The organism is Paenibacillus sp. GCM10023250 (assembly GCF_042653205.1).
Classification (GTDB): Bacteria; Bacillota; Bacilli; order Paenibacillales; family Paenibacillaceae; genus Paenibacillus_Z.
Genome location: NZ_JBHSHY010000053.1, coordinates 1 through 25,383, shown reverse-complemented (window position 1 = coordinate 25,383; position 25,383 = coordinate 1). Strand labels below are relative to the sequence as shown.

Here is a 25,383-nt window from a genome sequence, read left to right as displayed (position 1 = left end):
GCTTACAAGGTGCTTATTTGTTGGCGTCGAACGCGGATTGGTGCTCGCCCGCGACGGTTGCCGGATCGACTTTCTGCACGAACATGTTCTGGATGCTGCTGAGATGCGCTTGCGCGATGGCTGGCTTCATCGTGTTGTCGAACGCGAGGTCGCCGCCTTTGACGTTTTGGAACAGTGCCAGGACGTCCTGCGCCAGCTGCGAGTAGCCCGCCGCTTTGAAGTCCCCGGTAATGACTTGGCCGCTGCCGACCGCGTTCTTCAGCTCGAATTGCTTCTTCGGCATTTCCGTCATGAAGTAGTTCAGGAAATCCTTCGTTTCTTGCAGATGCTTGCTGTTGGCCGATACCGCGAACGCGGAGCCCGGCGCCAGCATGAATTGGTCCGGATCGCCTTTGCCGTTCACCGTCGGGAACTTGAAGACGCCGACTTTCGGGCCGACCGTGGACGAGTCGATGGCGCCCGTTTCCCACGTGCCCATGACCATCATCGCCGCTTTGCCCGTCTTGAAGATGTTGCCGCCCGTGTTGTAGTCGATGGACGTCGCGCCTTCTTCGAACGCTTTGGCTTGGATCAGGTCCTGCATCGCGGATACCGCGTCCGTGAAGGCCGGATCCTTGAACGTCTTCTTGCCGTCGATCACGTCCTGCAGGAAGCCCGGGCCGCCGTTCGTGCGGAGCAGGATGTTCATGAACAGGAACGAGCCGGTCCAGGAATCCTTCTCGCCGATCGCGATCGGCGTGATGCCTTTCGCCTTCAGCGTCTTCACGTCGTTCACGAGCTCTTCGAACGTCGTCGGCGTGTTCTTGATGCCCGCTTGCTCGAACAGGTCCTTGTTATAATACACGACTTCGATGTTGTTGCCGTCCGGCAGGGCGTAGACGTTGTTGTCGAAGCTGTAGTAGTCGAGCAGCCCTTTTTGGAACGTGTCCTTCAATCCGTTCTGCTCCAGCATGTCGTTCAGCGGGGCGAACAGCTTCGCGTCGACGAACGGCTTCATTTGCGCGGCCGGGTTGACGATCGTGATGTCCGGCACTTCCTTGGACGCCGCTTGCGTCTTCAGCTTCAGCTTCTGCTGGTCGGTGTTGAGGGAGTCGAGCTCGATTTTGACGTTCGGGTGATCCTTCTGGTACTGGTCGACGATCGCGTGGAGCATCTTGTAGGAAGGCGTCGCCGGGTCCGGGTAGATGTTCTGGAACGTGATCGTCACGTTCTTGTCGCCGCTGCCCGCGCTGCCGCCTGCATTGGTCGAGGTGTTGCCTGTATTATTGGATGTGTCGGTGTCGGGTTTGCTTCCGCATGCTGCCAGGCCCATGACCAGCGTTGCCGCGGTCAGTGCGATGGCGGCGGTTTTCGTCGTTTTCTTAACCATCTGTAAATCCCCCTTGGGTTAATATACGCTTATTATCATGTACCAACCGTTTTTCAACAATGCGCGAAATCAAGGAGTGAGGTTTGCGTTTTCAAGGTCCGCGGACGGAGAAAAGTGAAGTTTGCCCACCTTCGTGCTATGATGAAGGCGGAATGGTAAATATGGCCTTCGGACCGCACGGCAGCAAATATGGCTGGCCTCGCAGGCATTCCGCTCGCGCGATCGCGGGCGCCGCCGCCGGACGCAAGGCTTCGCAACCCGAATCGAACGCCGAAAAGGAGACCGTGATATGGAAGCTATCCGCAATATTTACTGCGTCGGCCGCAACTATGCGCTGCACGCGCAAGAGCTCGGCAACGACGTGCCCGAAGAGCCGATGATCTTCTCCAAGCCGACGCATGCGCTGCACCCGGCGGCCGGCAAGCTGACGCTGCCCGGCAAGATCGGCGACATTCACCATGAGCTGGAGATCGTCGTCCGCATCGGCAAGGATTATAAGCCGGGCGTGAGCCCCGGCGATCTCGTGGACGGCATCGCGCTCGGCCTCGACCTGACCGCGCGCGACGTGCAGTCGCAATTAAAGGAGAAGCGTCACCCGTGGCTGCTGGCCAAAGGGTTCGTCGGCTCCGCCGTGCTCGGGCCGTTCCGGCCGTTCCCCGGCGAGTACGCGTTCGGGACGCTGGCGTTCAGCCTCGTCAAGAACGGCGAAGTCGTCCAGCACGGGTCGCCGTGCGACATGATCTTCTCCCTGCAGCGCCTGATCGACTTCATCGGACCGCGCCTCGGACTCGGTGCGGGCGACGTGATCTACACCGGCACGCCGGCCGGCGTCGGCCCGCTCGCGGACGGCGACGAGCTGACGCTGAAGCTGGCGGTCGGCGGCAAGGAAGAGACGTTCGGGCCGCTGTACGTGAACCTCGGCTAGATACGCGGCGCCAATACGCCGGCCCGCAAGTCCATTCACGGGACTTGGGGCCGGCTTTCTTTGTCAACGTACCCAATGAGCACTCTAATACATCGTTCCACGACATTCCCTTCCATTCCCGGCAACTCGTCTGCTGCCTGACAGATTTCCCGATGCCGAGCGGGGCTGCCTTGTTCTTTTGCAGGATCTCCGCGACTTTCATAGACATCCGTTCCACGCTTCGGCTTCACGCGAGGCAGAGGCACGCAAAACAGAAAACGGCGGCACCAGGGACGTTCCTCCCCGATACCGCCGTCTTCCGCTTGCTGCATTGCCCGCTTATTCGTACAGCTTGAACGAGGCGACGCTGATCGCCTTCACCTTGCCGTCCTTCAGCTCGAATTCCATCGCGAGCCGGTTCGTCTTGTCGAGATACCCGATCGCCGCGGGCGGTTCGCTGCCGCTCCGCTCGTAGTAGCCTTCTCCGTACGCCTTGACGACGTCGGCCATCGGCGCGCCGAGCTTCAGCCCTTTCCCCGTCGCGGACCGCGGCCCGAGAGAGTAGCCGACGACCTCGCTGCCGACCGACGTGTATTGGTAGTCCTCGTACATGAACAGGAAGCTCCGCCCGCCGTCGTTCCACGTCCGGATCGGCTTGCCGAGCCGCTTGACGAGCTCCTGCTCGCTGATGCCGAGCTGGACCTGCGCCTTCTCCGCGCTAAGATTTACCGAATCTACCTTGTCCGCGAACGAGAGCGGCGTCTCGATCTTGCCGCAGCCCGCCAGCAGGAGGACGATCGCGAGAACCGCACAGGCGAGCGGCGGCATGCATACTGTCAACTTGCGCCTCATATCCGTATCCGCTCCTTCATCGGCGGCCATTCGGCCGCTGCCGCCTATTCCCTTCGTCCCGCCGCCTGGCGAATCCTGCCCCGGTCACGCGCAAAAAGGCACGAACTTGTTACAGTTCGCGCCTTGCTAGGCCGCATCGAACCCGACTACGGTTCCCGGTTCGCGTCCGGCTGTGCGCCGTGCGGCGCGCTCCCGTCGCTCTGATACGCCACGAGGACGATCTCCTCCGACGTCTGCTCGCGCAGCTCGCTCTCGAACCGCTGCAGCTGCGCCAGCGCGGCGCGGTCCAGCATGGCCGGCTTGAATTCCATCCGCTTCTCCCCCTCCCGGTACGCTCCTGCATCCCGTCTAGCATCAGTGTTGACTGGACGCAGCCTCGTTATACCGCGCGGGAGCGGAGGGACTACGGTCAAGAAGGCAGGTCGATCAGCATGAACCGGGCATCCGAGAGCGCCCGCACATCGAGCTTCGCGGTATCCGCGATGCGCGCGGAATCGCTGCGGCCGAGCGGCTCTCCCCCGTTCAGCGAGACGCTGCCATCCATGACGAACAGGAAGATTTTGCGGGACGCGTCCCCGTCGTACGTGACGGTAACGCCGGCGTCCGGCTCCGAGAGGTAAATCGTCATGTCCTGGTGGATATCCACCACGGACTCGCCGCGGATCGCGTTCGAGACGATCGGCGCGAGCGCGTTCTTCATGCCGGCACGGTCCTACGCCTTCTGCTCGTAGGACGGCGTCAGCCCCTTGCGCTCCGGCAGGAACCACAGCTGCAGCAAATTGGCGACCTCCGTCTCGGACGGATTGACCTCCGAGTGCAGGATGCCCGAGCCCGCCGTCATCCGCTGCACCTCGCCGGAACGGATCACGCCGGACCCGCCGGAATTGTCCTCGTGCTTCACTTCCCCGCTCAGGACGACGGTGACGATCTCCATGTCGCGGTGCGGATGCGTGCCGAAGCCGCGTCCAGGCTGGATGTAGTCTTCGTTAAAGACGCGCAGCGGGCCGAAATTGACATTGTCCGGATCGTAATAATCCGCGAACGAGAAACTAAAATTAAACTGAAGCCAGCCAAGATCGCCGGAAAAACGCGATGAAGCCGGGTAAACGCTGATCAAGGATATCCGCTCCTTCTTGGGTCCCGCGGGACGCACGATTTTACTCACGGAACGGTCATTAACTTACTTTATGTAAGTATCTAGTGTGCTATAGTTAGGATGTCAAGGAGGGGTAAAATCATGGACCATCCGTACATCCGCCACACGGTCGGCGGCCGCTTGTTCCTCGATTCCAAGAAACACGGGACGCCGTTCGCCATCGCGCCGGCCGAAGGCCGGGAAGGCTGGACGATCGCGATCGACGTGCCCGATGCGGCGCTTGCCGAGGGCGTCATCCGGCACCGCGACGAGCGGACGGTTCGGCGAACCGGAAGACGTGGTACTTCTCCACGCACGGCGAAGTCGCGTACGACCCCGCCGCCGGCAGGCTCTTCATCCAAGCCGACGGGCGCATCGATTACGACGTGTGACGCTGTCGTTGCGGCGGGCGGCCGCGTCCCCCGGGTCGGAATCCGGCCGGGAGATGTCCGCCCGCTCACCCGCTCACCCGTTACGTCCAAGCCCAGAAGAACCCGTTCCGTTCCCAGGCCGCGCGCCCGCCATGCAGCTTCTTGAACCGTTTCTTCACGTCCTTGTCGATCGAGACGTTGCCGTTCTCGTGCCGGTAGAGGTAGCTGTCCCCGTAGCGCGAGCGAATATGCGCGACCGCCCGGTCCTGCTCCAGCCTGCCCGACGCTTCGAGCTCCGCCAGCATCCACCGCGCGATTTCCTCCGCCGTTTGCGCTCTTTCCATCATTTTCGTTCACCTCCGGCGGTTTTCCTCCAGTTTACCAAATTTTGTTGTCACTTTCCCGCTCTCCTGGCGTATCTTCTACTACACGCCCGCCCGGCGCCGATCGCGCGTCCGGCCGGGGCTATCGATGGGAGGGGTATCGATGCATGTCGTAGAACCGCAAGTCAACCGGCCGCGTTTCCCGATGCGCCCGGTCGTCTGGACCGTCCTGCTCGTGCTGATCGGGCTGCTCGTCGTCTTCAATTCGTTCGCGACCGTCCAGTACGGCAACGTCGGGCTGTACAAAACGTTCGGCAAGCTGAACGACAACATCCTGGCGCCGGGCATCCATCTCAAGATTCCGTTTGTGCAAACCATCATTCAAGTGAATGTGCAGGTGACGAAGGCGGAGACCGACACATCCGCGTCGTCCAAGGACCTGCAGCCCGTCTCGACGCATGTCGCCGTCAACTACTCCGTCAACAAGGAATCCGCCTACAAGCTGATGAACAACGTCGGCGGCGCGTTCGACAGCGTCATCGTCCACCCCGCGATCCAGGAGATCGTCAAGGAAGTGACGGCGCGCTATCCGGCGGAGGACCTCATCGCCAAGCGGGACGTCGTCGCCGCCGAGGTGCGGGACGCGCTGACGAATCGGCTGGCGCGGTACGATCTAATCGTAAACGACATTAATATCGTCAATTTCAAATTCTCCGATGCGTTCGACCAATCGATCGAAGCGAAGCAGGTCGCGCAGCAGCAGGCGCTCAAGGCCGAGAACGACCTGAAGCGCGTGCAGATCGAGGCGCAGCAGAAGATCGCGCAGGCGCAGGCGGACGCGGAATCGCTCAAGCTGAAGAAGCAGGAAGTAACGCCGGAGCTGATCCAGCTGAAGCAGATCGAGGTGCAGGAGCAAGCCGTGGAGAAGTGGGACGGCCGGCTGCCGAGCGTCACCGGCGGAGCGACGCCGTTCATCGACGTGAACATGCTCGGCGCCGGCGCGAGCGGCGCGGCCGCTTCGGGCGCGAACCGCGCCGCGGAGGATGGCGCGGACGCCGATGCCTCGGCTGACGCGGCGGCGCAGGAGAACGGCACGTCGCAGCCTTAAGCGCGGTACCGGCGAGCGGCGCGGGCCGGCCCTGAGGGCCGCGCATCCGAAACGGGCAGCAAGTCCTGCGGGGCTTGCTGCCCGTTTCTGCGTTCATGCGGCTGCCGGCCGCCAAGAGCGGCCAATTGGCCGCTCATCCGCCCCAGCCCGCATGGCGGATGCGCCAAAGTGCCGAGGATTCGCGCAAAACCACTTTGTTTAGCGAATGCGCACTACCTTTGTCACCCATGCAGGGACGCGGCGTTCGCGTCGCGAATTACTCTAGCAATCCAACGGAAGCGGAGTGATGAGGATTGAGTCTCGTGAAGAGCAAAGAAGCCGCTGTCACGCTGAACGTCAGTCAAACGACGGTAAAACGCTGGGCCTCCTACTACCCGACGGTATTTCGCAAAGACCAGTTCGGTCATTATATTTTCAACGAACAAGACATGGCGCTGCTCGGCTTCATCAAAGCCGCGATCGAACGCGGCGAAACGATGGAGCAGATCCAGCTTCCGGTGCCCGATGCCGCGCCGGCGGCGGGCACGGAGCAGCAGCCGCGGCTGCTGGACGCGTTCCTCGAGACGGCCGCCAGCTCCGCCCTGCTGCAGCCCGCCGAGAACGACGTGCTGACCCGGATTCTCCAGGTCGAGCGCCGCCTGGACCAGAAGGCCGACGAAGTCGTGAACGCGCAGATCCGCCAGCATCGCGAAGAGCTGGAGGAGCTGCGCCGCATGGTCGAGCAGCTGGCCGCTTCGGTCGAGCAGGCGCGCCAGCCGATGCCCGCGGAGGAGATGCGCCGAAGCGCGCCGGAGACGAAGCCAGCGGTCCAGGCGCCTGCCCGCAAGCGGGGCCTGTTCAAGTCCATGTTCATGTGGTTCTGAGGCATGCCGATGCCGATCCCGCTTGATCGGCGAAAGCCCTGACCCTTGCCGGGGGTCGGGGCTTTCGCGCGTCCGGGCGGCAACGCGCGGGCGCGCGGGCCGCATCCGCGCGACGTCCAGCCCAAAGAAGCCCTCGTCCCCGCGCCGGCCGCGGTTCCGAAGGCTCCTTCCTCGCCTCTACAATTAATACGACTTGCTCGCCAGCTCGCTCAGCGGCTTGAACGTATAGCCCTTCTCGCGCGCGGCGTCGATGATGCGCGCGAGCGCGTCGGCGTTGTCCTTGGACACCGCGTGCAGCAGAATCACGGCACCGGGATGCAGCTGCGCCATCACGTTGTCGTAGGCATACTTCCAGCCGCGCTGCGCGTTCGGCTCCCAATCGCGGTACGCGACCGACCAGAACACGCTCGTGTAGCCCTGCTCTTTGCTGACGGCGAGCACCCGGTCGTTGAAGATCCCCCGCGGCGGACGCAGGAACGTCATCTCCTTCTGAGCCGTCAGCTCGGCGACAGCGTTCTTCACCTTGGCCAGCTCCGCGCCGATCTGGGTGCTCGAGATCACGCTCATGTCGGGGTGGCTCCACGAATGGTTGCCGATCAGATGCCCTTCCGCGACCATCCGTTTGACCAGCTCCGGCTTGTCCTTCACGTAATGCCCCGTCACGAAGAAGATCGCGGGCACGCCCTTGGCCTTCAGCACGTCCAGAATGCCCGGCGTATAGCCGTTCTCGTAGCCGTTGTCGAAGGTCAGGTACAGCTCGCGCCGCGTCGTGTCCCCGAGGAAGATCGCCCCGTGCTGCTGCAGGAGGCTTTGGAATCCTTCCTCCTTGATCGAGGGCAGGGCGCCGCCGACGCTCTTCTTGAAGCCGAAATGAAACGGCCCCGCCCCCGGCGCGGCGGACGCCTGCCGCAAGTAGGCGAACCCCGAGGCGATGAGCAGCGCCAGCAAAATAATGATCCATTCTCGACGTTTAATCATAGTCTCCTCCACTTTCCCAGGTTGAACGATGTTTCCATAAACGTACTATGCCTCGAGCCGAGGGAAATTATGTGAAGCCGCGAACGGGAAGCGGGCGCGCGGACGCCTGTGCTACAATAGAACCGACAACCAAGCGCAAAGGAGGCGGAATCGCGGTGGTGACGATCGTCAAAATCAGGGCCGGCGTCTTTGTCGGCGGCGTGCACTGGCAGCCCGCCGTGCGGGATCCGGAGACCGGCCTCGCGTACGAGGAAGCCGGGGACGCGCGGGCATTCACGCCGCATGCGGCCCATGCCGGGCGTTCGCGCGCCGAACAGGAGGTCGTCGTGGATTTCGCGAAACGCAAGCTGTTTCGCTTCGCGGATACCGGCGAGACGATTATCCGGGAGACCGGCGCGGACGGCGTATCGGTCAAGCGGCAGGCCAAGCCGCCCGCGGACGGCATCGCAGCGGACGACGAATCCTGGAAAGCGTCGGCGGTCTCGTTCACGATGCGGGCGAACGTGCCGAACCCGCTTCGGCCGGATACGCCGGCCGCGGGATACGCGGTGCGGGTGACCGTGCGCGGCGAGGACGGCGCCGTCGAGCTTCGCGGCGGCCATGACGTATTCCCGTGCTATGAATTTTATAAGCAAGTCGACTTCGGCGAATTCGAGCTGCTGCACCGTTACGACTATCGCGAGGCCGGGACGGCGGCACCGACGGGCGGGACGGCGGTTCCCGTCGAGCGCAGCCTGTAGGGGCCCCGGCAGGTCGATGGAGACGGCATTACGGAAGGGAGCGGGAGGAATGGCATTATATCGGCGGCTCGTCTCGGACGAGGATTTTACGGAGGCCATGGAGCGGCAGTTTCGGCTGCGCGTCTACAAGGACGACCACATCGTCGACTCCGGCGGCATTATTATCCGGTTCGACGACGCCCTCGTCGTCAGCCAATCCGGCGTCAGCGAAGTGACGTACCACGACCGCGCAGCCTGCGAATTTTTTGAAATTCGCCGGCGCTGAGCGGCGCTGAGCATGCGGCGCGGCCAGCGGCCGTTGCCAGGTCGGCGCCAAGTGCTTCAGGCGGCGGCCGAAGGCTCAGGCAGCATAAGGCGCGAAGCAGCTGCCGCCACTGGCGCTTTGTCGGGCGCGAGGCAGGCCGAACAACGCGCAAAAAGGATGCCCTCCCCACGCGGGACGGCATCCTTTTTTGCGTTGCGCACGCGATGCAGGGCGCAAGGCCCGCGCCTGTCGCTCAGGCCGGGCAGCCGGAATCGGCGCGCCGGCTTGACCCGCTTTACGCGCCTTTGCGCTTGATCGGGACGTAAATGTCCATCTGCCACAGCTCGTTGCCCGGGCCGCAGCGCTCGTCGTAGAGCTCGAACTCCGGCTTGCCCGCGTGCTCATAACCGGAATGCGGGAACCATTCGGAGAAGATCGCGTTCCAGGTGTTCTGGATCGCGGGCGAGAATTCCTGCTCAGGCACCTTCGGCGAGGTGAAGACCGCGTACTCCGCTTCGCCGAACTCGCGGCAGACCAAGCCTTCAGGCACGTTGTCGAAATCGGTGGCTTCCATGCCGATCAGGTACAGGAACGTCCCCTCGTCCGTATTGTATCCGTGGCAGATCCCAAGCTCCACCGGGCTGTCGGCATGAACGCGGTTCGGAATCTTGCTCGCCCAGCCGTTACGCAGGTACTCCTGCCAGAAGGCCGGAACTTGCTTTAAGTTCTCCCCGTTATTGGTCGTTTGCCGCTCGTAGCCGATGACTTTGAATGCCGGTTTCGTGACGATGCGATGTTCCATTTGAATGCCTCCCAAATATGGATTCGTGTTGCGCTGCAGCACGTCCAGCTTCCCGTACGCCGGCGGCCGGATGCCGCTCTTGCGATACTCGGCCGGCGTCATGTCGAACATCCGCTTGAAGGCGCGGGTGAACGTCTCGTGATTCTGAAAACCGTGCGCGAGCGCGATGTCGAGGAGCCTGTCGTCCGTATAGGCGACCGCATACGCGGAACGGGCGAGCCGCCGCTTGCGCACGTATTCCATCACCGTCTCGCCGGCCATGACCAGGAAGACGCGGTGAAAATGAAAGTCCGAGATCCGGGCCACCGCCGCAATCCGCGACAAGGACAGCTCTTCGTCCAAGTGCGCTTCGATATAGTCGATGGTCGCTTGAATCTGGCGCAAGTAGTCTGTTCTCATCCGAAGTTCGGCTCCTCTCTGGTTCTCATTGTATCTCTGCCCGCCGCGCGGATTCTTGACGATTCTTGCCGTCTTGGAGCTGGCGGTCGCGCGCGCGTGATCGGCCCTCCATAACCTTAAGGGCGGCTGCCAGGCTTCCACTCCTTGCCGGCCATTCGCCCTAGCAACTTCGCCTGTCCCTGCATCTATTACTACTAACATGCATTCAACGAGACGAGATCATAGAAAGCAGGGATAACAGATGACGATCGCCAAACCTACCGGTCCGCGCCTACCCGCGAAGAGCGCCTCCGCGCAAAGCCGGACGGCGAAGCGCGGCGACCACGCGGGCAAAGCCGCCGCGGCAGCCCGCAAGCCGGCGGTCCGCGCCACCGCCAGCCGGTTGCGGCGGTGCAAGCCGCTGTCCGCCGCCTGCTGCCGGAAGCGGCGGCGCAAACGCGTCAAGCACGCGCGGGCGGTCTTTACGACCGGGATTCTCCGCCGCAACCCGGGCACGAGGTACGCGCTCGTCGACTTGGTCAACCTCGGCGCGACGGTCGCGCGCTGCATGACGGTGCAAGTATTCGACTGGTCGAACGGCCTGCCGGTCGCCCTGAACGTAACGCCGTGCGACGCGAAGGTATGCAATGTATCGCTTGCGCCCGGCACGTCCAACTTCGTCTACGCGGACATCTCCGGGGTGCAGTTCAAGTACGAGGTCCGCATCGCGAGACCGGTTCGCAACCGCAACCTCGTCCTGAACGTCTGGGGCCTCAGCTCCGAGCCGCTGACCCCGCAGATCGGCAACAACGTGCTGCAGCATCAGCTGTTTCGCGTCAAGGCGGACGCCTTTCACCCCGGCTGCGGCTGCCGGTAACAAGGGCAGGTACGAACTGTAAACACGAACATGTATTCCCATTATAACCGAACGCCGGCGATTTTCAACCGATTGCTTCCAAGCAAAAAGACTCCGGCTCCATCCCGAAGATAGAGCCGGAGTCTGGAAGCGTCAGCGCTAAGCCGACGCCATGTTACGAACCTCCCGTCAAGCGGGCGCCTCGCCTACGCCTTGACCGGGAACGCCGCCTCGATGCGCGCCACATCCTCGGCGTCCAGCTCCCAGCCGATCGCCCGGATGTTGTCTTCGATGTGCGCGCGGCTCGCGGCTTTCGGAATCGTGATGAGCCGTTCCGGCCGCAGCACCCAGTTCAGCGCCACTTGGTAGACGGTTTTGCCGTGCTTGGCGCCGATAGCGTCCAGAACCTGGCGCTGCTCCGTGCCCGGCTCCGGGAAGCCCTGCCCGCCGAACACCTGCGGCGCGTACCCGAACGGCGAATACCCCATGACGGTGATTCCGTTCGCCTCGCAATACGGCAAAATCTCGCGCTCGATGCTCCGATCGTTCAGATGGTACGGCACCTGGTTGCACGCGAGCGGCACGTCGCCGAGCCCGCGCTGCGCCTCTGCCATGAGCGCGGCCGAGAAATTGCTGACGCCGATATGCTTGACCATGCCGCGCTTGACCAGCTCGGCCATTCCCGACATCGTCTCGGCGACCTCGTGCCGGTCGCTCGGCCAATGCTGCAGCAGCAGGTCGATATGGCTCGTGCCGAGCCGCTCGAGACTCGACTCCGCCGCCTGCAGCACGCCCTCGTACGAACAGTTGCGCGCCGCGACCTTCGTCACGAGAAACACCCGGTCGCGCACGTCGCCGATCGCCCGTCCGACGACCCGCTCGGAGCCGCCGCTCGCATAATCCTCGGCCGTATCGATCACCGTCAGCCCCTGCTCGATGCCGAAGCGCAGTGCTTCGATCTCTTCCCGCTCCCGCTGCGGATCCTCGCCGAGTTTCCACGTCCCTTGCCCGATAGCCGGAATGTCGATTCCGGTCTTGCCTAATTTTCGCTGCAGCATAAGATGCCTCCTCCTCTTCATTCACCGCGTTAAAAAATCGCCTTCGCGTCCGGCGGCAGGCTGCGGACCCGCTCCAGATAAGCCGTCATGCCGGCGTCGTCGGCGTCCGGGTAGACGAACGAGCCGTGCGCCGCGACCTCGATGCCCAGCTTGCGGAACAGCTCGCACGCCGCGAAGAGCGCGTCCCAGAAGCCCTCCCGGCCGCCGCCCGGCAGCGTCCGCTCGTACAGCCGCCAATCGTCATCGCGCAGATACGTCTTGAAATACTTGCCCATCTTGCCCGCGGACAGCCGGTACCCGTGCCGCATGCCGATCCACCACTCGGCCATCCGGTCGAGCTCCTGGCGGCTCGTCAGCTCGAACATGCTCCGGGCGTACGGAAGCTCGTCCCGCCACAGCCCTTTGGCCGCGTTCTGCAGGCACCACCAGAATTCGTTCGTGCAAAACTCGAACATCCCCGCCGTCGGACGCTGCACATGGTAGTCCTCGTCCGAGGGCGCGGGGATGGCCGGCAGCAGGCCGTCCTTGTCCAGCAGCGGGACGGTCAGCTTGTCCTGAACATAGCTCTCCCGCGTGACCTCAACCGGCTGAAGCGTCAGGTCGATCCGGTTGCCGTCGGCCAGCAGCATCAGGTACGCGTAGCCGCGGTCGAAGTCCGCCGGATTGCCGAGCGCCAGATCGAGCCTGTCCGGCTCCTGCATGATGAGGCGCTCCCCGAATACGTCCACCCAGCCGGGCTCCCGCAGGAACGACGCCGTCTCCGTCACCGCGTACACGATGTCGTAATCTTGAAATAGATCCCGCGGCGCGTTCGGATTCGTGCGCGAGCCGTTCATATAGACGGCCCGGATCCGCTCGTCGCCCTTCGCGACCCCGAGGATCAGGTCGAACATCTCCCGTTCTTCTCTCAAGCCGTCGTCACCTCGCAGATGTAGTCGTGCGGCCCGTTAGCCCATTAGCCCGTTAGGGCGAAACGCACGGCGCGCGGCAATTCCGCAAGCGCTTGCAGCCCTACGTTCCGCCTAGGGCAGCGCCGCGCTTCCGGCGCATGTAATGTCATCCGTTCCACAACTCTATCGTACCATTAATTGGGGGGATGGGAACTGTTTTTTTACCGTACGGACAAGCCAAAAAACCGCACGGGGGCCGTAGCCGCCGCGCGGTCTTCATACTTCCAGGCCGAATCAGGCCCCGCCGGGCCGCAGCTTCCGCTTCCACGCCTTCTCCCGCTCCCCGACGAGCGGGAACTCGCCGATGCGCAGACGGGCGCTGCCGTACGGCACGAGCGTCAGCTCCTCCGTCTCCTGCCCTTTGACGTCCGGGTAGATCGGCGGCGTGCCGGCGTTGTTGCCCTCCATCTTCCAGCCGGGCACGAGCTTGCCGGACGCCTTGAGCTTCACCGGCGCCCGCTCCGCGTCGAACGGCTGGTACGGGACGTCGCTCTCCTCTACGTCGAAGCCGCTTTCCGCGAGCAGTCCATATTTCCAGGCGGAGCCCGGGTAGAGCTCCCAATCGTGGAACCGTTCGCGCTTGATCAGCCGCTGCCAGTTCTCGCGGATCGGCAGCGCGTAGACGAGCGGACCGCGCTCGACGCTGACCGCATACAGGTTGCGCGAGACCGTCTTCACGGCCATCGGCAGGACGAGCGTCAAGCGGTCCCCGTCGCTCCACGCGCGCTCGACCTTGGCATACCCGTTCACGACGTGAAGCGCTGCCGGAGCGCCGTTAATCGTCAGCGCCGGCGCCTCGCACCAGCCCGGAATGCGGAGCGAGAGCGCGAACGTCTCGCTTTCCCGGTCGAGCCCGATGTCGATCGTCACCGCGTCGCGGAACGGATACGCCCCGCCGACGGCAATCGTCGCGGACGCGCCGCCGCCGACCTCGGCCGTCACCACGCACGGCGCGTAGGACACCGCGGCCAGGCCGCCGCCGCCGTCGCCCATCCACAGATGCGAGGCGAATTTCGGCCAGCCCTGGTGCATGTTCGCCGTGCAGCAGCCGAAGTTCGGCTGCAGCCCGAACAGATTCGCGTCCGGCCCGTTGCTCCAATTGCGCGGCGCGACGTTGCATAGAATCTGGTTCACCTGCTGGTCGTATTGGTGCGAGCTCCAATCCTTGGCAATCGTGGCCGGCAGCGCGTTGAAGGCGACCTTCTCCAGGATATCCCCGAAGCGTCCTTCGCCGAACACCCGGGTCAGCTGCTCCATGGAGAACATGTACTCGACGACCGCGCACAGCTCGACGCCTTGGCTCGGGCTCGTCCCGGACAGCCATTCGTCCCCGGAAAACATGCCGTGCGCCTGGCCGTGATACGTCATCAGGCTGTCGATGCCGCGGTGCACCGCATCCCGCTGGGCGTCCTCGCCGCTCAGCTCGTAGCGGATGCCCGGCGCCTTGATACCCATCGCCACGTTGACGACGTGCGTGGTCCAGTCCCACTCCTCGACCTTGCGCCAATACGGGAAGTCGTGGAAGATATCCGTCCAGTCCGTCGTCTGCTCCGCCACGATGCCGGCCAGCGCCAGCAAGGCGTCGTCGCCCGTCCTGCGATGCAGCCAGAGGATGCTGAGCACGAGCTCCGCGCCGCGGGCCTTCGCCCAGCCCTGCAGCGGATGCCCTTCGATGGAACGGGCCGCGTAGCCGAAAAATTTCGTCAGGAACGGCACGATCCGCGGATCGCCCGTCGCTTCCCCGTACTGCGTGATCGCCTTCAGCATGATCATGTAGTGCCACCAATCCTGCTGCTTGTTCAGGTCGTTGTTCACCGTCTGGATCGGTCCCGCCGGACCGAAATTACCGTCCTCGCGCTGGCTGGCCAGCGACCATTCGATCCAGCGCTGCGCCTTGGCGATCAGCCGTTCGTCGCCGAGCGTGTAGGCAAGCGGCAGCAGGCCGTCGAGATAATACGGCCCCCGCTCCCAGCTCTCGCCCGACCCGCCGATCCAGCCGTTATCCGGCCCCCACGTCGGCCCAGTGCTCCTCCAGGTGGCCGGTCAGGCCGTCGGCCTGAATCCGCAGCTGGTCGCGCAGCCAGCCGGCCGGCTTGACCGCGCCGAGCGGCAGCTCCCGGAACGCGGTCCTGGTCCGCTTGTTTGTCGTCGTGTGCATGTCGTCCTCGTCTCCCCTCGCGCTTCGTGCTATTGCCTTGCCCATGCCCCGAATATAACATGCGAAGGCAGCTCGGGCCGATAGCCGATGACAACGCCGAATTGACCGATCACAACTTATGAAGGGACGGGCAGCGGCTGGCGGGATACCTGCTATACCCGTATACTGGAGGGGAATCAACATAAAGGAGCGGCAGCATAATGTTCCGATTCACTTCTCCCCCGATGCCGCATTACATCGCGTCGGGGCAGGACACGTACCCGGCCGGCGGCGGCCACGCGGCCCGGACCGGCATCGGCGTGTTCGACCTGCTCGCGGCGACGCGCGGCTGCCTGTACCTCGAGGAGGAAGGCTTGCCGCTGCCGGTGCCCGCCGGCGGCTACGCCATCCTGCGCCCCGACCGCGCCCATCGGACACTGAAGCCGTGCGACGCGGAAACGCATTTTTATTGGCTGCATTTTCAGACGCTGGGCAGCTGGAGCGAGGTCACGGAGCGGGAGCCGTACGTCGTTCCCGACTATGCCTCGCCGTACTTGCAGATCGAGACGTTCGTCTACCACGTGCCGCGCGCGGGCATGCTGCCTGTTAAGGAAGAGGCATACGCCTGGCTCGAGGAGCTGATGCGGCTGCAGGCGACGCCCGGGGCGGGCGCCCGGTTCCGGCAGCAAGGGCTGTTCCAGCAGCTCCTCGGGCGGCTGCAGGAGGAAGGCGGCGCGTCCGCCAAAGACCCGCAGCTCGCGCTGGCGGACGAGGCTGCCGCGTACTTGCGGCGCTGCTACCGGGAACCGGTCAGCTATAAGACGCTGGCGGAGCAGCTGCATTTTCACCCCAACTACATCGCGGTCTGCATGAAGAAGGCGTTCGGCTGCACGCCGCTCGATTACTTGACCCGCTACCGGATCGAGCAGGCCAAGCAGCTGCTCATCCACACCGGCGAGCCGATCGGCAAAATCGCGGAGGATACGGGGTTCGTCACGTTCTCGTATTTCGTCCGCTGCTTCGGCAAGCATACGGGGACGCGGCCGAAGGCATTCCGCCAGCGGTATCGAACGTGAGGGACGGCCGGCGCCCCGCGGTAGCGGCCCGTTCAAAAATCCGCGCCGCACATGAGCCGGTTCCATGCCGCAAGCGCCGGAATCGAGCCGGGCGCGCGTCCCGCCGGCGTTACGGCGCAGACCTGGCGGGGCTTGCCGCCCCGGCCGAAGGTGAGGATCGCCTCCGTGTCGAGCGTTCGTCCGTCCAGCTCCCAGGTCAGCCGCGCATGCCCCGTGTTATACCCGCCGTCGTCGTATTCGGCACTGACCTGCCGGTAAGCGGCCAGGCGCAGTCCCATTCGACGTATCTCCGCCATGCGCCGTTCCCATTCCGGCTCGTGCTCGGACGCATCGATCGACCGCGCCGCGGCTTGGTCGCGCTGGCTCTGGACTTGATGCAAAAAAGCCTTCGTCCTCCGCTCCGCGGAATACCCGTCCCAACGGACGACCGCCCCGTAGGCCGCTAGCAGCAACGCATACCCGGCTACCGCGGTCAAACCGATCAGAATGCCGATTTTCGTCGCTTTCACCCTTTCACCTCCGAGAGGAAGCGCGGCGCTTCCTCTTGTCTACAGCGTATCCGCGCGGTTAACGGCGCAAACCAATAACCGCATGAAGGATCATGCGGTTAAGGATCATGCGGTCAATCGTGAATCGCGTTAATGATCGGCGGGGCGAAGCGTGCCGTACGCCGGCCGAATGAACGCGCGAGCCCGCCGCCGGCTGCACGCCAACGCGCGCTCCTGTTGCCGGATCCGTCCCCCGCTTACCGCATACGCGCCGGCGCGCCTTTGTCCTGCCGGAGCAGCAGCGCATAATAAACGATGTAATAAGCGAACATGATCAGCATGAGCCCGGACGCCCAGCCGCTGCCGCCCGCGGCGAAGCTCGCGCTGCTCCAGCCGCCGTCGCCGGAAGCCGTCATCATCTCGTAGACGCGGTACCCCAAGCGCCCGATGAACAGCACGGTCACGATGCCGCCGATCCACGCGTTGCCTTTGTAGTACAAGACCGCCCCGCGCCGTTCGTACGCCGTCATGGCCGCGCCGACGATGCCGAGCGCCGCGCCGATCAGAATGCCCAGTATATCCGAGACGACGCCGACCGCGCTGAACCCGCCCTCCGCCAGGAAAATCACGCCGACAGCCGCAAGCAGAAGCATCCGCGCCCCCATGCGGCCCGGCCGGATCGCGCGCCACGTGAAATTGCCCTTCACCCGGCGAACGATCCGATACCCCACGAAACCAACCAATACTAAAATGATAAGCTGCTGCATTGAAATGCCGCCTCCTCGTATCAACGTTACCGAACAGGTACCATCATAGCGCGAACCGGCTTGTCCGCTCGACCGACGGCGGATAGAACCCGGCGAGACCGCTCCTCTATCCATGGATAGAGACAGCCGGCGTCGATCGATAGCCGCGTTGCGTTCCGGCCGGCGGCGCGGCTACAATGAACGTATCGCGTACGTACGATTACGGCCGGCGCAAGAGCGCGCGGCGGATGGGGGCGACACTCATATGGACTTGCAGGACCAGCGCTTCGTCATCCGCGCGGCCACCGTTACGGTATTCATCGCCCTGCTGATGCACCTGAACGGATTCTTCGCGGGTTCGCCCGTCAAAATCGCGCTGAACGTCCTCATCTGGGCGACGTTCGTCAGCCGGTTCGTCCTGCGGGCGTTCTGGCAGCCCCGCGCGATGTCGCTCGCGTTCGTCGGACTGGTCGCGCTGGAAACCGCGGCGGGCATGATCTGGTTCAAGGAAAACGTCCTGATTTATTTTCTCGCGGCGATCATGGTCACGACGGCCATCCGACTGTTTCTCGGCCCCAAGCGCGTGCCGCTGCTCGCCGCGATGATCGCGGTCACTTTGCTGTACACGGCGTTCGGGGAAGTGAACCTGACCAGCTTCGCCTCGTTCGTCATCATCGCGGCCTTCTTCTATGTCAACGTGCGGAGCCGCCGCGAGCGCGACAGCGCGTACGAGGCGAACAAGCAGCATTTGGCGGAGCTGCAGGAGGCGTACGCCCATCTGCAGGAGGCTTCCGCGGCGTCGATGCGCAACGCGGTGCTGGACGAACGGGCGCGGATCGCCCGCGACATCCACGACGCGGTCGGCCACAGCCTGACCTCGCTGATCGTGCAGATGCAGGCGCTGCGCTACATGATCGCGAAGGATCCCGCGCAGGCGGAGCAGTCGCTGTCCGGCATGCTGGACGTGGCCCGGCAGGGGCTGCAGGACATCCGGACGTCGGTTCACGCGCTCGCCGACGATCGGGCGGTGTCCGGCTTGGCGCCGCTTCGAGCGCTGCTTGCCCGGATGGAGGCGACGGCCGGCGTCGGCTACGCGTTTCTGTCGGAGCTGGCGGAGGACGAAGCCGGGGAAGCGGACGGCGCGCTGCTCTTCGGCGTGCTGCAGGAGGCAATCACCAACCTCGTCCGCCATTCGGGGGCGACGCGCGCCGACGTGCGGTTGTATCGCGAGGATGGACGGATCGTCCTGCTTGTCCGGGACGACGGACTAACCGGGGCGGACGGCGACGTGCGGGAAGGCTTCGGGCTGAGAACGATGCGGGCGCGGCTCGAGGAACGCGGCGGACGGCTGACGTGGAGGGCGGCGGAGCCGCACGGGTTCGAGATCAAAGCGGAGCTGCCGGACGGCTCCGGCGACGAAACGGGGGATTGCGATGGCGACGACGGACGGTAAAATCAAGGTGCTGCTGGCGGACGACCAGAAGATGATCCGGCAGGGCTTCGGCTACGTCATCGGGCTGCAGGAGGACATGGCGCTCGCGGGCGAGGCGGCCGACGGGCGGGAAGCGGTCGCGCAGGCGCTGGCGCTGCGGCCGGACATCGTGCTGATGGACATCCAGATGCCGGAGATGTCGGGGATCGAAGCCGCGAGAGCGATTATGGCGCTGCTGCCGGACGTGAAAATCGTCGTGCTGACGACGTTCAACGACCCGGATTACATCTACGAGGTCATCCGCGCGGGCGCCGTCGGGTATTTGCTGAAGGACGCAGACGTGGAGGACATGCTCGAGGCGGTCCGTTCCGCGTACCGCGGCGAAGCGGTGTACCGGACGGACCTCGCGGCGGGCGCGCTGTCGCGCGCGGTGTCTTCCGCCTGCCTCGTGCCGGACGCGGGCGCGGCGCCCCCGCTGCTGGAGCCGCTGACGGAGCGGGAGCGGGAGATTTTGCAGGAGATGGCGTACGGACTGCGCAACGACCGCATCGCCCGGAAGCTGTTCATTACCGAAGGCACGGTCAAGTCCCATGTGCACCGGATATTGCAGAAATTCGGCTGCGAGGACCGGACGCAGGTCGTCGTGGCGGCGCTGCGGCACGGGATGGTGAAGTAGCGCTTCCGACTTTCCAATTCGAAATTTACTTACTATTCTTGAGAAACTTTCCGATATTGCGTACACTGGAGAAAAAGGAGGGGGCGCTCACATGGCAGAATTGGCAAAACCGATGGAAATCGGGATCAGTACGTTTTTGGAAGCGACGCCGGATCCGGAGACGGGCGCGGTCATCAGTCACGCCGAGCGGCTGCGGCAGGCGGTGGAAGAGATCGTCGTCGCCGACCGCGCCGGCCTGGACGTGTACGGTATCGGCGAGCATCACCGCCCCGATTACGCGGGGACCGCGCCTGCCGTCGTGCTGGCGGCAGCCGCCGGCCTGACGCAGCGCATCCGGCTGACGAGCGCCGTGACCGTGCTGTCCTCGGACGACCCGGTACGGGTCTACCAGTCGTTCGCGACGCTGGACGGCATCTCGAACGGACGGGCGGAAATCATGGCTGGCCGCGGCTCGTTCATCGAATCGTTCCCGCTGTTCGGCTACAGCCTGGACGATTACGACGAGCTGTTCGAAGAGAAGCTGGAGCTGCTGCTCCAGATCCGGGCTTCGGAAAAGGTGACCTGGCGCGGCGGGCACCGCCCGGCGATTCAGAATCTCGGCGTCTACCCGCGTTCCGTCCAGGATCCGCTCCCAGTCTGGATCGCCAGCGGCGGCAACGCGCAGTCCGCCATCCGCGCGGGGCTGCTCGGCCTGCCGATCGCCTTCGCGATCATCGGCGGCATGCCGGAGCAATTCGCGCCGCTCGTCGACCTGTACAAGCGGGCGGCCGCGCAGGCGGGGCACGATCCGGAGAAGCTGCCGATCGCGACGCATTCGCACGGTTTCGTCGGCGACGACACGAACGCCACGGCGGAGCTGTTCTTCAAGCCGACACAGGCGCAGATGAACAAAATCGGCCGCGAGCGCGGCTGGAACCAGCCGTACACGCGCGCCACGTACGATGACGCGCGCAGCCTTCGCGGCGCCCTCTACCTCGGCGACCCCGAGTACGTCGCGGAGAAAATCGTTCTGCTGCGCAAGAACCTCGGCATCACGCGCTTCTTCCTGCACGTGAACGTCGGCACGATGCCGCATCAGGACGTGCTCCGCGCCATCGAGCTGCTCGGCACGAAGGTGAAGCCGCTCGTGCTGGAGGAGCTGGCACGGATCGAAGGCACGAAGTAATTGGCAAAAGGCTAGTCCGCTCACGGCGCGGGCTAGCCTTTTTGGATTGTTGACCGCAAGAAACGGTACCTCGTACCGCTCTTGCGGCGGTTTCGCCAATTTCGGCCTGATGTACCGTACCTCGTACCGCTCATTTGGCGATTCCGCCAATTTCGGCCTCATGTGCCGTACCTCGTACCGCTCTTTCGCCAATTCCGGCATTTTCGGCCTCATGTTCGCCGGCAAACAACCCCCACCCCTCAACTTTATTTGTAAACTTTACGAAAAAGCATTGACGCCCGAATGGCACCGTGCCTATAATGGCGTCATGCCTTTAAATCGTAAATATTACGAATAAAAATAAGGAGAGATAAAACCATGAACAAACGACTGATTCACAAGCGTGCCATGAAACGGAGCGCCGCGGCGGTCCTGCTGGGTACCCTGCTCGTGCTGGCCAGCGGCTGCGGAGCCGGCGGCGAAGGCTCGGACAGTAGCAGCGCAACCAGCGGCGGCACCGAGAACAGCGCCTCAAGCGCAAACGGCAACTCTAGCGCAAACGGCAGCGCGGCGGACGCCGGCAAGATCCGCATCGTCGCGGCAGAGAACTTTTACGGCGAGGTCGCGGAGGCGGTCGGCGGCGCGTACGTCGACGTGACGTCCCTGCTGACGAGCCCGGACGCCGACCCGCACGATTACGAGCCGACGCCGGACGCGTCCAAGGCGGTCGACGAGGCGGCCGTCGTGATTTTCAACGGCATCGGCTACGACGAATGGGCGCAGAAGCTGATCGACGCCTCCGGCAAGGCTGCGGACAAGACGGTCATCCGCGTCGCGAGCGACGTCATGGCGCGGCAGGACGGCGACAACGAGCATGTGTGGTACAACCCGGACACGATGGGCCGCTACGCGGATTATTTGGCCGACCGGCTCGGACGGCTGGATCCGGACCATAAGGCGGACTACGCGAAGCAGGCTGCCGACTACAAGCAATCGCTGGCGCCGCTGACCGAAGCGGTCTCGGAGCTCAAGCAAGCAGAGCCGCTCCCGGTCGCCGTCTCCGAGCCCGTATTCGATTACATGGCGCAGGCGCTGAACCTCCGCATCACGGACGATACGTTCAAAAGGGCCGCCGAGGAAGAAACCGACCCGGCCCCGCAGGACGTCGCGCAGCTCCAGGACGAAATCAAGGGCAAGAAGATCGCCTTCTTCGTCAATAACACGCAGGCCACCAGCCCGACCGTGCAGCATCTCGTCGACCTCGCCGGGCAAAGCGGCGTTCCCGTCGTCGAGGTGACCGAAACGCTGCCCGCCGGCAAGGACTACGTCGCGTGGATGACGGACATTCTCGATCAGATCAAAGCCGCGCTCGGCTGATGCCTGGCTCCGGCCGATTATGCACGAAGGAGGAACCGACATGAATCCCTTGACCGTCAACTCACCCGATCCCGTGCCTGCACCCGCTTCGCCGTCCCCGCCTGCGCCGGCTCCCGATCCCGCGCCGTCCTTGACGAATGGCGCCGGCGATGCCGCACTCGCGGTCAAGCAGCTCAGCGTGCATCTGAACGGAAGACCGATCCTGAACGATCTCTCGTTCCAAGTGAACCCGGGCGAATTCCTGGGCATTCTCGGCCCAAACGGCGCCGGCAAAACGACGCTGTTCCGCGCCTTGCTCGGCCTCGTCAAGCCGCAGGCAGGCAGCATCGTCCTCCCCCGGCCGACGGGAGCCGGCCAAACGGCGGTCGGCTACGTCCCGCAATTCCGGCAGATCGACCCGGAACTGCCGATGCACGCCTGGGACTTCGTCTGCCTCGGTCTGCCGCACGCCATCCGGCCGTGGCTGAACCGCGCGGAGAAGCGCACTGTGCAGGAGGCGCTGGAGCTGACCGGATCCGCGCGGCTCGCCCGCGCGTCCGTCGGCCGGCTCTCCGGCGGCGAACGCCAGCGGATCTACCTGGCGCAGGCGCTCGTCCGCAATCCGCGGCTACTCCTGCTTGACGAGCCGACGTCCAACCTGGACCCCGGCGCGCAGGAGGACATGGCCGCCGTCATCGACCGCGTCCGCCGCGAGCGGAACGCCGCCGTGCTGCTGATCAGCCACGACGTGAACCTCGTGAACCGCTACGCCGACCGGATCTTGTACCTCACGCCGCGCCGGCATGCCGTCGGCACCGTCGACGAGGTCATGCGAACCGAGGTGCTGCAGCGGCTATACGGCGGCAAGGTCGACGTCCTGCGCGCCGACGGCAAGCTGCTCGTGACCATTACCGGCGAGCCGGCCCCCGGCATTTGCCGGCATTAACCATTTGTATCGGTGAATGTTGCATTCCCTGGCCTTCGCCAGTGAACGCAAACCAATCACCTTTGTACCGGTGAATGCTGCATTCCCTGGCCTTCGCCAGTGAACGCAAACCAATCACCTTTGTACCGGTGAATGCTGCATTCCCTGGCCTTCGCCAGTGAACGCAAACCAATCACCTTTGCCGCTGTTAACGTTTAACGCTCGGTTAGGAGGGTTACCATGCTTCATTACGCGTTCATGCAGCACGCGCTGCTGGCGGGCACGCTCGTGGCCGTCATGGCCGGCGTCATCGGGGTATTCGTCATTGCCCGCCAATTGTCGTTCATCACCCATACGTTCTCGCATATCGGCTTCTCCGGGGCGGCCTTCTCCGTGTACGCAGGGTGGAATCCCATCGGCGGACTCCTGCTGTTCTCGGTCGCGAGCGCATTCGCCATCGGCAGCCTCGGCGTCAAGGTGTTCCGGCGGGAGGTGACGATCAGCGTCGTGCTGAGCCTGTTCCTCGGCCTCGGCCTGCTCTTTCTCTCGCTGTCGGCGAAGAAGGCGGCGGCCATGACCGCGCTGCTGTTCGGCAACGTCGTCGGCATCAGCTGGGACAACGTGCTCGAAATCGTCTACTTGTCGGCCGCCGTGCTCGCGGCGCTCGCGCTCCTCTATAAGCCGCTGAAATTCGACTCGTTCGACCCCGCCGGCGCCCAGGCGGCGCGGCTGCCGGTCCGCCTCCTGTCCATCGGCTTCCTGCTGCTGCTCGCGGTCGCCGTGTCCGAGGCGATCCTGATCGTCGGCGCGCTGCTCGTCTTCACGCTGATGACCGCCCCGGCCGCGGCCGCGCGGCAGATGTCGCACGCGGTCTCCCGCATGATCGCCTGGTCCGTCGCCTTCGGCGTGCTCGGCGTCTGGGGCGGCCTGGCGCTCAGCTACTACACGAACGCGCCGGTGAGCTTCTATATTACGGCGCTGGAGGCGCTGTTTTACTTCGGGGCGCTGGCTTGGCGTCGGCTCCGGGAGCGGCGCGCGGCCGCGCCGGACGCCATGCTCGAGGCGGCCGAGGCCGGCGGGGCATGAATCGCGAATCCAATAAAAGCCGGTCCTTCCCGTAGGGGAGGGGCCGGCTTTTTGCATCTCTTTCTATCTTGCTATCAAAGTGAAACGAACGCGAATCGGCGTTCAATCCGTTCCCGTCATCCTGCGGCCTTCGGTCAAAACAATCCCCTGCGAATCAAATTCGCCGTCACGGGAACTTTGCCGATCTCCCTCGACCACACCGACAATTGGCCGATATGATGGATTTCATGGGCGATGACGTGCCGCATGATTTCGCCGTGCTTGAAGGAGACGGGTTCGCCTCCCGGGGCGATCTCCGACAGCACCCGGTCTTCCATCTCGCCGGTCCACGCCATGACGAACGGACGCACCTCCTCATGAAAGCGCGCCGACAATTCCGTCACGCGCCGCAAGCCGGCATAGTTGTCGAACGGCTCCGTGAACTCCGGCTTCCCTTGCAGCACGGACAGCCAGCTGTATTCCACATCGGCAATGTGGAACAGCGTATGCAGGATCCCGCCGATCCCGCCCGTCCGCTGGCGGAGCAGCTCTTCTTCGGGAACGTCCTGGCACCAAGCGAACCAATCCTGCCGAACCTGCCAGTTATATTCGAATAATTTCAACATTCGTTCAGCCTCCTGCTCAAGCAAATTAGGAAAAAACAAAAAGACCACGGGCAATCTGCCCGTGGCCGGCATCTACGCGAACGCGCGCGGCGCGTCCTAGATAGACATCCGATCCGTAAGGGGGGCGAATTGCGACACCGATGCTTTGCGATTGGTCTTCATTGCCCTCACCTCCTTTGTCGTTGTCATCATCTTACCTAAACGGCCCACGGGGCGTCAACCCTAATTTTTCCTTTTCGCGCGCGGCGGCCCGCCGCCCGGTCCGCACCCCTTTCAAACCGTCGAAAGGGAAGGTATACTTGAGCCGACGAACTATCGCATGCAGGCACCCGGGGCATGCGAGACCTGAATGCGAACCCCGGACCTGATCGGCAAACCAAGGAGGCGACCGACGCATGTCCCACTCCCTCACGCTGTCCGCCATCCAATCCATGTGCGGCCGGCTTTCCTATAAGCGCGGCGAGGCCGCGTTCCGCGCCGGCAAGGTCGCGGTCACGTACTACGACGCCGCGGCCGGCCGGTGCGAGGCGACCGTCGAACAGCAGGACGCGTTCGACGTGGCGCTGCGCATCGGCGAGGACGGCGACGTCACGGCCCGCTGCAGCTGCCCGTCGCTGTCGTCCTACGATAAATACTGCTCGCATATCGCCGCGGTGCTGCTGCTGATCCACGACGCGCGGCAGGCGGGCCGCACGCCGGGCGCGCCCGCGGCGGAAGGCCGCCCGGCGACGGAGGCAGGCCGCCGCGGCTCCGGCGCCGACGCGGACGCCGCCGCCGCGCG

Annotated in this window: 27 protein-coding genes and 1 pseudogene; 14 read left to right on the top strand and 14 right to left on the bottom strand. The window is 64.2% G+C overall.

Features of this window, described 5'->3' with window-relative positions; genetic code table 11:
• Window positions 1–13: 13 nt before the first annotated feature.
• Complete coding sequence (locus ACFPB1_RS24745) at window positions 14–1,369, bottom strand: extracellular solute-binding protein (protein WP_379228851.1); 1,356 nt, start codon at window positions 1,367–1,369, stop codon at window positions 14–16.
• A 289-nt stretch (window positions 1,370–1,658) separates the two neighbouring features.
• Here ACFPB1_RS24745 and ACFPB1_RS24740 point away from each other — a divergent pair, with 289 nt between their 5' ends.
• Window positions 1,659–2,294 carry a fumarylacetoacetate hydrolase family protein gene (locus ACFPB1_RS24740; RefSeq protein WP_379228850.1) on the top strand — a complete coding sequence of 212 codons (636 nt, stop codon included), beginning with the start codon at window positions 1,659–1,661 and terminating at the stop codon, window positions 2,292–2,294.
• Between the two features lie 318 nt (window positions 2,295–2,612).
• Here the strand turns inward: ACFPB1_RS24740 and ACFPB1_RS24735 are convergent, their stop codons facing one another.
• From ACFPB1_RS24735 to ACFPB1_RS24720, 4 genes and pseudogenes are all read right to left on the bottom strand, one after another.
• Window positions 2,613–3,125, bottom strand: a complete 513-nt coding sequence (locus ACFPB1_RS24735) for a hypothetical protein (RefSeq protein WP_379228849.1) — start codon at window positions 3,123–3,125, stop codon at window positions 2,613–2,615.
• A 146-nt stretch (window positions 3,126–3,271) separates the two neighbouring features.
• Window positions 3,272–3,436 carry a hypothetical protein gene (locus tag ACFPB1_RS24730; RefSeq protein ID WP_379228848.1) on the bottom strand — a complete coding sequence of 55 codons (165 nt, stop codon included), beginning with the start codon at window positions 3,434–3,436 and terminating at the stop codon, window positions 3,272–3,274.
• 98 nt (window positions 3,437–3,534) lie between these two features.
• Window positions 3,535–4,242, bottom strand: a pseudogene (locus tag ACFPB1_RS24725) (pirin family protein).
• 490 nt (window positions 4,243–4,732) lie between these two features.
• The gene (locus ACFPB1_RS24720) at window positions 4,733–4,978 is read right to left on the bottom strand and encodes a DUF6953 family protein (protein WP_379228847.1); all 246 of its coding nucleotides are present in this window, start codon (window positions 4,976–4,978) and stop codon (window positions 4,733–4,735) included.
• 181 nt (window positions 4,979–5,159) lie between these two features.
• Here ACFPB1_RS24720 and ACFPB1_RS24715 point away from each other — a divergent pair, with 181 nt between their 5' ends.
• Both ACFPB1_RS24715 and ACFPB1_RS24710 read left to right on the top strand, forming a co-directional pair.
• Window positions 5,160–6,062, top strand: a complete 903-nt coding sequence (locus tag ACFPB1_RS24715) for a prohibitin family protein (protein WP_379228860.1) — start codon at window positions 5,160–5,162, stop codon at window positions 6,060–6,062.
• 302 nt (window positions 6,063–6,364) lie between these two features.
• Entirely contained in the window at window positions 6,365–6,925 is a 561-nt protein-coding gene (locus ACFPB1_RS24710; RefSeq protein ID WP_379228846.1) for a MerR family transcriptional regulator, read from the top strand.
• Window positions 6,926–7,108: 183 nt separating this feature from the next.
• Here the strand turns inward: ACFPB1_RS24710 and pdaA are convergent, their stop codons facing one another.
• Window positions 7,109–7,900 carry a delta-lactam-biosynthetic de-N-acetylase gene (gene pdaA, locus ACFPB1_RS24705; RefSeq protein ID WP_379228859.1) on the bottom strand — a complete coding sequence of 264 codons (792 nt, stop codon included), beginning with the start codon at window positions 7,898–7,900 and terminating at the stop codon, window positions 7,109–7,111.
• 158 nt (window positions 7,901–8,058) lie between these two features.
• Between pdaA and ACFPB1_RS24700 the strand changes: the two genes are divergently transcribed.
• Together ACFPB1_RS24700 and ACFPB1_RS24695 are read left to right on the top strand one after the other, a co-directional pair.
• The gene (locus ACFPB1_RS24700) at window positions 8,059–8,643 is read left to right on the top strand and encodes a DUF3238 domain-containing protein (RefSeq protein WP_379228845.1); all 585 of its coding nucleotides are present in this window, start codon (window positions 8,059–8,061) and stop codon (window positions 8,641–8,643) included.
• A 49-nt stretch (window positions 8,644–8,692) separates the two neighbouring features.
• The gene (locus ACFPB1_RS24695; RefSeq protein WP_379228844.1) at window positions 8,693–8,908 is read left to right on the top strand and encodes a hypothetical protein; all 216 of its coding nucleotides are present in this window, start codon (window positions 8,693–8,695) and stop codon (window positions 8,906–8,908) included.
• A 274-nt stretch (window positions 8,909–9,182) separates the two neighbouring features.
• Here the strand turns inward: ACFPB1_RS24695 and ACFPB1_RS24690 are convergent, their stop codons facing one another.
• Window positions 9,183–10,088: an effector binding domain-containing protein gene (locus tag ACFPB1_RS24690; protein WP_379228843.1), complete on the bottom strand. Its 906-nt coding sequence runs from the start codon at window positions 10,086–10,088 to the stop codon at window positions 9,183–9,185.
• Window positions 10,089–10,329: 241 nt separating this feature from the next.
• Between ACFPB1_RS24690 and ACFPB1_RS24685 the strand changes: the two genes are divergently transcribed.
• Window positions 10,330–10,944, top strand: coding sequence for a hypothetical protein (locus tag ACFPB1_RS24685; protein WP_379228842.1), 615 nt, complete (start codon window positions 10,330–10,332; stop codon window positions 10,942–10,944).
• Window positions 10,945–11,129: 185 nt separating this feature from the next.
• Here ACFPB1_RS24685 and ACFPB1_RS24680 read toward each other — a convergent pair whose 3' ends face one another.
• From ACFPB1_RS24680 to ACFPB1_RS24665, 4 genes are all read right to left on the bottom strand, one after another.
• Complete coding sequence (locus ACFPB1_RS24680; RefSeq protein WP_379228841.1) at window positions 11,130–11,981, bottom strand: aldo/keto reductase; 852 nt, start codon at window positions 11,979–11,981, stop codon at window positions 11,130–11,132.
• A 29-nt stretch (window positions 11,982–12,010) separates the two neighbouring features.
• Complete coding sequence (locus tag ACFPB1_RS24675) at window positions 12,011–12,892, bottom strand: aminoglycoside 6-adenylyltransferase (RefSeq protein ID WP_379228840.1); 882 nt, start codon at window positions 12,890–12,892, stop codon at window positions 12,011–12,013.
• A 273-nt stretch (window positions 12,893–13,165) separates the two neighbouring features.
• Window positions 13,166–14,833: a beta-L-arabinofuranosidase domain-containing protein gene (locus ACFPB1_RS24670; protein ID WP_379228858.1), complete on the bottom strand. Its 1,668-nt coding sequence runs from the start codon at window positions 14,831–14,833 to the stop codon at window positions 13,166–13,168.
• A gap of 97 nt (window positions 14,834–14,930) precedes the next feature.
• Entirely contained in the window at window positions 14,931–15,089 is a 159-nt protein-coding gene (locus ACFPB1_RS24665; protein WP_379228839.1) for a hypothetical protein, read from the bottom strand.
• Between the two features lie 200 nt (window positions 15,090–15,289).
• Here ACFPB1_RS24665 and ACFPB1_RS24660 point away from each other — a divergent pair, with 200 nt between their 5' ends.
• Complete coding sequence (locus ACFPB1_RS24660) at window positions 15,290–16,144, top strand: helix-turn-helix domain-containing protein (RefSeq protein ID WP_379228837.1); 855 nt, start codon at window positions 15,290–15,292, stop codon at window positions 16,142–16,144.
• 32 nt (window positions 16,145–16,176) lie between these two features.
• On the opposite strand, the gene ACFPB1_RS24655 is transcribed toward ACFPB1_RS24660, so the two are convergent.
• Both ACFPB1_RS24655 and ACFPB1_RS24650 read right to left on the bottom strand, forming a co-directional pair.
• A complete protein-coding gene (locus ACFPB1_RS24655; protein ID WP_379228836.1) occupies window positions 16,177–16,653 on the bottom strand; it encodes a hypothetical protein in 477 nt (158 codons plus the stop codon).
• 236 nt (window positions 16,654–16,889) lie between these two features.
• Window positions 16,890–17,399: a hypothetical protein gene (locus ACFPB1_RS24650; protein WP_379228834.1), complete on the bottom strand. Its 510-nt coding sequence runs from the start codon at window positions 17,397–17,399 to the stop codon at window positions 16,890–16,892.
• Window positions 17,400–17,643: 244 nt separating this feature from the next.
• On the opposite strand from ACFPB1_RS24650, the gene ACFPB1_RS24645 reads away from it, so the two are divergent.
• The 6 genes from ACFPB1_RS24645 to ACFPB1_RS24620 all read left to right on the top strand — a co-directional run bounded on the left by ACFPB1_RS24645 (window position 17,644) and on the right by ACFPB1_RS24620 (window position 23,997).
• On the top strand, window positions 17,644–18,831 hold the full coding sequence (locus tag ACFPB1_RS24645; protein ID WP_379228833.1) for a sensor histidine kinase: 1,188 nt from the start codon (window positions 17,644–17,646) through the stop codon (window positions 18,829–18,831).
• Entirely contained in the window at window positions 18,812–19,486 is a 675-nt protein-coding gene (locus tag ACFPB1_RS24640) for a response regulator (RefSeq protein ID WP_379228832.1), read from the top strand. The genes ACFPB1_RS24645 and ACFPB1_RS24640 overlap by 20 nt, the downstream gene beginning before the upstream one ends.
• 112 nt (window positions 19,487–19,598) lie before the next feature.
• Entirely contained in the window at window positions 19,599–20,651 is a 1,053-nt protein-coding gene (locus ACFPB1_RS24635; RefSeq protein WP_379228857.1) for an LLM class flavin-dependent oxidoreductase, read from the top strand.
• Between the two features lie 357 nt (window positions 20,652–21,008).
• The gene (locus ACFPB1_RS24630) at window positions 21,009–22,007 is read left to right on the top strand and encodes a metal ABC transporter solute-binding protein, Zn/Mn family (protein ID WP_379228830.1); all 999 of its coding nucleotides are present in this window, start codon (window positions 21,009–21,011) and stop codon (window positions 22,005–22,007) included.
• A 40-nt stretch (window positions 22,008–22,047) separates the two neighbouring features.
• Entirely contained in the window at window positions 22,048–22,932 is an 885-nt protein-coding gene (locus ACFPB1_RS24625) for a metal ABC transporter ATP-binding protein (protein WP_379228829.1), read from the top strand.
• 219 nt (window positions 22,933–23,151) lie between these two features.
• Window positions 23,152–23,997 (top strand): metal ABC transporter permease, encoded by an 846-nt coding sequence (locus ACFPB1_RS24620; RefSeq protein WP_379228828.1) that lies wholly within the window; start codon window positions 23,152–23,154, stop codon window positions 23,995–23,997.
• A 134-nt stretch (window positions 23,998–24,131) separates the two neighbouring features.
• Here ACFPB1_RS24620 and ACFPB1_RS24615 read toward each other — a convergent pair whose 3' ends face one another.
• Window positions 24,132–24,602 (bottom strand): DinB family protein, encoded by a 471-nt coding sequence (locus ACFPB1_RS24615; RefSeq protein ID WP_379228827.1) that lies wholly within the window; start codon window positions 24,600–24,602, stop codon window positions 24,132–24,134.
• A gap of 395 nt (window positions 24,603–24,997) precedes the next feature.
• Between ACFPB1_RS24615 and ACFPB1_RS24610 the strand changes: the two genes are divergently transcribed.
• Window positions 24,998–25,383 (top strand): SWIM zinc finger family protein (locus tag ACFPB1_RS24610; RefSeq protein ID WP_379228826.1); only part of this gene is annotated, 386 nt, incomplete at its 3' end.

Excerpts from the sequence above, each read along its gene's own strand:
- ACFPB1_RS24640 (WP_379228832.1), top strand. The coding sequence starts at position 18,812 with ATGGCGACGACGGACGGTAAAATCAAGGTGCTGCTGGCGGACGACCAG.
- ACFPB1_RS24630 (WP_379228830.1), top strand. The coding sequence starts at position 21,009 with ATGAACAAACGACTGATTCACAAGCGTGCCATGAAACGGAGCGCCGCG.
- ACFPB1_RS24680 (WP_379228841.1), bottom strand. The coding sequence starts at position 11,981 with ATGCTGCAGCGAAAATTAGGCAAGACCGGAATCGACATTCCGGCTATC.
- ACFPB1_RS24660 (WP_379228837.1), top strand. The coding sequence starts at position 15,290 with ATGTTCCGATTCACTTCTCCCCCGATGCCGCATTACATCGCGTCGGGG.
- ACFPB1_RS24730 (WP_379228848.1), bottom strand. The coding sequence starts at position 3,436 with ATGGAATTCAAGCCGGCCATGCTGGACCGCGCCGCGCTGGCGCAGCTG.
- ACFPB1_RS24735 (WP_379228849.1), bottom strand. The coding sequence starts at position 3,125 with ATGAGGCGCAAGTTGACAGTATGCATGCCGCCGCTCGCCTGTGCGGTT.
- ACFPB1_RS24685 (WP_379228842.1), top strand. The coding sequence starts at position 10,330 with ATGACGATCGCCAAACCTACCGGTCCGCGCCTACCCGCGAAGAGCGCC.
- ACFPB1_RS24690 (WP_379228843.1), bottom strand. The coding sequence starts at position 10,088 with ATGAGAACAGACTACTTGCGCCAGATTCAAGCGACCATCGACTATATC.
- ACFPB1_RS24745 (WP_379228851.1), bottom strand. The coding sequence starts at position 1,369 with ATGGTTAAGAAAACGACGAAAACCGCCGCCATCGCACTGACCGCGGCA.
- ACFPB1_RS24615 (WP_379228827.1), bottom strand. The coding sequence starts at position 24,602 with ATGTTGAAATTATTCGAATATAACTGGCAGGTTCGGCAGGATTGGTTC.
- ACFPB1_RS24635 (WP_379228857.1), top strand. The coding sequence starts at position 19,599 with ATGGAAATCGGGATCAGTACGTTTTTGGAAGCGACGCCGGATCCGGAG.
- ACFPB1_RS24625 (WP_379228829.1), top strand. The coding sequence starts at position 22,048 with ATGAATCCCTTGACCGTCAACTCACCCGATCCCGTGCCTGCACCCGCT.
- ACFPB1_RS24665 (WP_379228839.1), bottom strand. The coding sequence starts at position 15,089 with ATGCACACGACGACAAACAAGCGGACCAGGACCGCGTTCCGGGAGCTG.
- ACFPB1_RS24720 (WP_379228847.1), bottom strand. The coding sequence starts at position 4,978 with ATGATGGAAAGAGCGCAAACGGCGGAGGAAATCGCGCGGTGGATGCTG.
- ACFPB1_RS24620 (WP_379228828.1), top strand. The coding sequence starts at position 23,152 with ATGCTTCATTACGCGTTCATGCAGCACGCGCTGCTGGCGGGCACGCTC.
- ACFPB1_RS24645 (WP_379228833.1), top strand. The coding sequence starts at position 17,644 with ATGGACTTGCAGGACCAGCGCTTCGTCATCCGCGCGGCCACCGTTACG.
- ACFPB1_RS24715 (WP_379228860.1), top strand. The coding sequence starts at position 5,160 with ATGCGCCCGGTCGTCTGGACCGTCCTGCTCGTGCTGATCGGGCTGCTC.
- ACFPB1_RS24650 (WP_379228834.1), bottom strand. The coding sequence starts at position 17,399 with ATGCAGCAGCTTATCATTTTAGTATTGGTTGGTTTCGTGGGGTATCGG.
- ACFPB1_RS24695 (WP_379228844.1), top strand. The coding sequence starts at position 8,693 with ATGGCATTATATCGGCGGCTCGTCTCGGACGAGGATTTTACGGAGGCC.
- ACFPB1_RS24740 (WP_379228850.1), top strand. The coding sequence starts at position 1,659 with ATGGAAGCTATCCGCAATATTTACTGCGTCGGCCGCAACTATGCGCTG.